General features: G+C 42.6%; 3 protein-coding genes. 1 reads left to right on the top strand and 2 read right to left on the bottom strand.

All coding sequences use genetic code 11. The features are described 5' to 3' along the window. Nucleotides 1-76 precede the first annotated feature (76 nt). Both AABI99_RS17765 and AABI99_RS17760 read right to left on the bottom strand, forming a co-directional pair. Complete coding sequence (locus AABI99_RS17765; RefSeq protein WP_338367451.1) at nucleotides 77-1,075, bottom strand: AraC family transcriptional regulator ligand-binding domain-containing protein; 999 nt, start codon at nucleotides 1,073-1,075, stop codon at nucleotides 77-79. Continuing rightward, nucleotides 1,059-1,922, bottom strand: a complete 864-nt coding sequence (locus tag AABI99_RS17760) for a diguanylate cyclase (RefSeq protein ID WP_273605668.1) — start codon at nucleotides 1,920-1,922, stop codon at nucleotides 1,059-1,061. The genes AABI99_RS17765 and AABI99_RS17760 overlap by 17 nt, the downstream gene beginning before the upstream one ends. 335 nt (nucleotides 1,923-2,257) lie before the next feature. On the opposite strand from AABI99_RS17760, the gene AABI99_RS17755 reads away from it, so the two are divergent. Next, the coding region (locus tag AABI99_RS17755; protein WP_338367450.1) for a TonB-dependent receptor plug domain-containing protein at nucleotides 2,258-3,290 on the top strand (1,033 nt) is incomplete at its 3' end.

The following is a 3,290-nucleotide window of genomic DNA, read 5'->3' as shown; positions in this document are numbered from 1 at the left end:
ACGCGTTTAGCGCAGCGCCATGCAATAGTGATTGAGCAGGCTGCTGGTTTTTAAAATAAGTATTAACCTGTGCGCTTTATACTTTTAACTGGCTTGGGGTTAGCCCTGTCCAACGTTTAAATGCCCGCCTAAAGTTAGGAATATCGTAAAACGCCAAACGCTCAGCAACATGCTCATTGCACTTAGCGCGCAAGGTAAGTAAATAAATGGCTTTATGTTTATTTTGCTCATCTACTAAGCTCGAAAAGCGCATATTATGGCATTTTAGTTTTCGTTTAAACGTGGCTGGGCTCATAGCAAAATACTGGGCGGTTTGCTCTAAACTTGCCTCGTTATAAGTGTGTAGATAGCGCCAAACAGCCTCTATAAAGGTGTATTTTTCGTGTGATTTTACAGCCAATTGAGCGCGTGCTTGCATAAAGCGTAATTCGCTGGCGTACGGGTTAGCTTGGCGAAGTAATGTTTTGCTAATTACCCAACGAGTCGTTGGCTGCTCAAAACGCAGCTTTAAACCTAAATGTTGCTCGTACTGATGCATATGTCGCGGTCGTTTAAAGCTAAAGTCGAACTCACATTGCGGATAGTGCGGGCTTAAACGCTTTAATAAACTATAAAACGCAGCACTGTAAATTTCTAAAATGTAGTTGTGTAGGTCGTCATCAAGCCCTGTAGCAGCATTTAAAAAAATATAAAATTGCTGATTACTTACATAGTGCTGACTAAAAAACAAAGGGCAAAGCTGTAAATGCGCTCGCTGTATTTGTAACAGAGCCGCTCCTAGTTTAGCGCTGTACAATACACTTTGTGCTGCGCTACTTGAATCGTTAACTAATTGACTCCCTAGTAAAAAACCGCTGTCGGGGGTGTTCATTAGGCGTTTAAATTGACTTATTAATTTAACTTGCTGCTCTAAACTAAAGCAATGCTCAACTCTGAGTAAATCTTGCTCAAAAATACCGGTGCCGCGTAACAATTTATGCAGGGCAACCCCCCTACTTTGCGCAAGCTCTACAACGGCAGTTATAAGCCCCTGTGCAGTTAAATACTTGTCACTTAAGCTAACATAACTGTTCACTGCTGGTGGCTCTTTGTTGTTTTTGTAGTTGTAGGCCGCTGTGCAATTGTTGCATTAGCACGTGAGCTGTATCACTTTTTTGCGCTTGTATGATGTGGGTAGTTACACACTGAAACTTAGCAAGCCCAGAGCCTTCTACTTTAAAAGCACAATGTTTTAATGCGGCTGTTATTTGCCTAAGAAGCTCTTGACCTTGCTGCTTTGATGTGGCTGGCATTAGCACCATAAAACAATCTCCCGCATAACGACATACCACATCGCTTAACCGACAGTTCATTAGTATAAGCTCGCTTATTTCGCGTAGCAGTCGATCCCCTTCGCTAAAACCAAACTCATTATTAAAACTCGCGAAGTCGCGTATATCAATAGCGGCTAATAAAACTGGCTGCGGCGCCTTAAGCTGCGTGTTTAACACGCTTTGCAAGTATTCGGCTGTATAAACGCCGGTAACGGGGCATACTTTGTCGTGCTCACGTAAATGTGCTTCACGGCGCCTTAGCTGTTTATTTAAAACATATTGTTCTTGGTGCCAATGGTATAAACCTAAACTGGTTAGCAGCATCCCAACGGGGGCTGGCAGTGACTCTATCCAGCTTAGCCACTGCTGCGCAGGTTGCATTAACCATTCATCGAGCAAATCGAGCGTAGCCGAGAACATAAATAAACCAAGCCCAAGCACCAAATAACGAGTAACTTTGCCCGGCGGGCGCGAAATAAGTAAGGCAACAATCCAAGTTAGGGTCATAATCACTATGCCGCCCTCACCGATAATATCGAGCCATTGTATGTGTTGCAGCTCTTTGAGCTCCCCTAAATAGGCACATAAAAATATGGCTAATAACGCCATAGCTATAATACTGTTTGTTAAAAGCCGATGGCTAATAAAGGGATTAAATCGCATAGTTTGTCTTATTTAAATTGCGTATGTATTTATGCTACCCGAAGTGCATTTTTTGTAGCAGGGTCATATTAGCTCAATGATGTGACAGCTAAATGATATGCACTTACTTATAACCTGCACATAGCCCATTAACGCTATATTGCTTGGGAGTGCGATTAGCTCACACGCCTAGGTAAAACGTTTAAAACCTTAATAACCTGCTGATCTAAATAGGGTGTTGTCACATTTGCGTCATTTAATTTAATTAGTTTGCTTTCAAACCAGCAACAGGAGCAAATTACATGGCACACTTTAAACTTAAAGCACTGGTAACAGCGCTATCACTTTGCAATTTAGCAGTATATGCAGCACAGGAAGAACACAGAACTGATGTAAAAATATCTGAAGAGTTAGTAGTCTATGGCGAAATAGGTTATCGCAACCGCTCACAAGAACTAGCCCCAACGCTTGAATACTCTCAAGAATACTTTCAGCGTTTTGAACCACTAACAGCAGGTGATGCACTAAAGCGTGTCCCGAGTGTGACGTTTTTATCAGATGTGCTTGAGTCTGACGGCGCACGCATGCGTGGCTTAAGTCCGGCTTACACAAAAGTACTTATTAATGGCGAAGAAGTTCCGGGCGCTGGTGCTGACCGTTCATTTTTTGTGGACCGTATTCCAGCAGAATTAATCGAGCGTGTAGAAATAATTCGTTCATCAAGTGCCAACCGCTCTGCCGATGCTATAGCAGGCACACTTAATATTGTACTACGCGATGGCTACAGCTTAGACGGCGGTTACATTCGCGCAGGAGGATTACGCTATGATGATGGTGAACTAAAAGAAAGCTTTGCAGGCGTTTACGGTACTGAGTTTGCAGGTGGACGTTTACTACTAGGGGCTAATTTTCAAGGTCGTTATAACCCAAAACAAAAATCAAGCATACGTTATGGTGATAGCCCTGAAAATAACCCTAATTATGCAACTGATGATTTTGATAACCGCGAAGATCAATCTGATACTCGTGATGGCGATGACACATCATTAAATGCCAGCTTTGAAAAGGTATTTGATAACGGTGGCAAGTTTGATATTAGCGCTATGTGGGTTGATACAGACCGTACCGAAGACGAGCGTTCTTTTGAATATGACGACGCGACGGCCACGTCTAACTCTGTGGTTGAAGACGGTAACTTGCTTTCAGACAACGCAAATGTTTCCTACATTGACCAAACCAACTACAACATAAACTCAGGTTATGAATTACCGTTATTAGGCGGTACCAGCAAGTTTAAAGTAAGCTATGCCAGCTTTGAAGAGTCAGTTTACGAGC

It is taken from the genome of uncultured Pseudoalteromonas sp. (genome assembly GCF_963922945.1).
Lineage (GTDB): Bacteria > Pseudomonadota > Gammaproteobacteria > Enterobacterales > Alteromonadaceae > Pseudoalteromonas.
The sequence above is the reverse complement of the archived record's forward strand: the minus strand, read 5'-3'. Positions and strand labels throughout refer to the sequence as shown.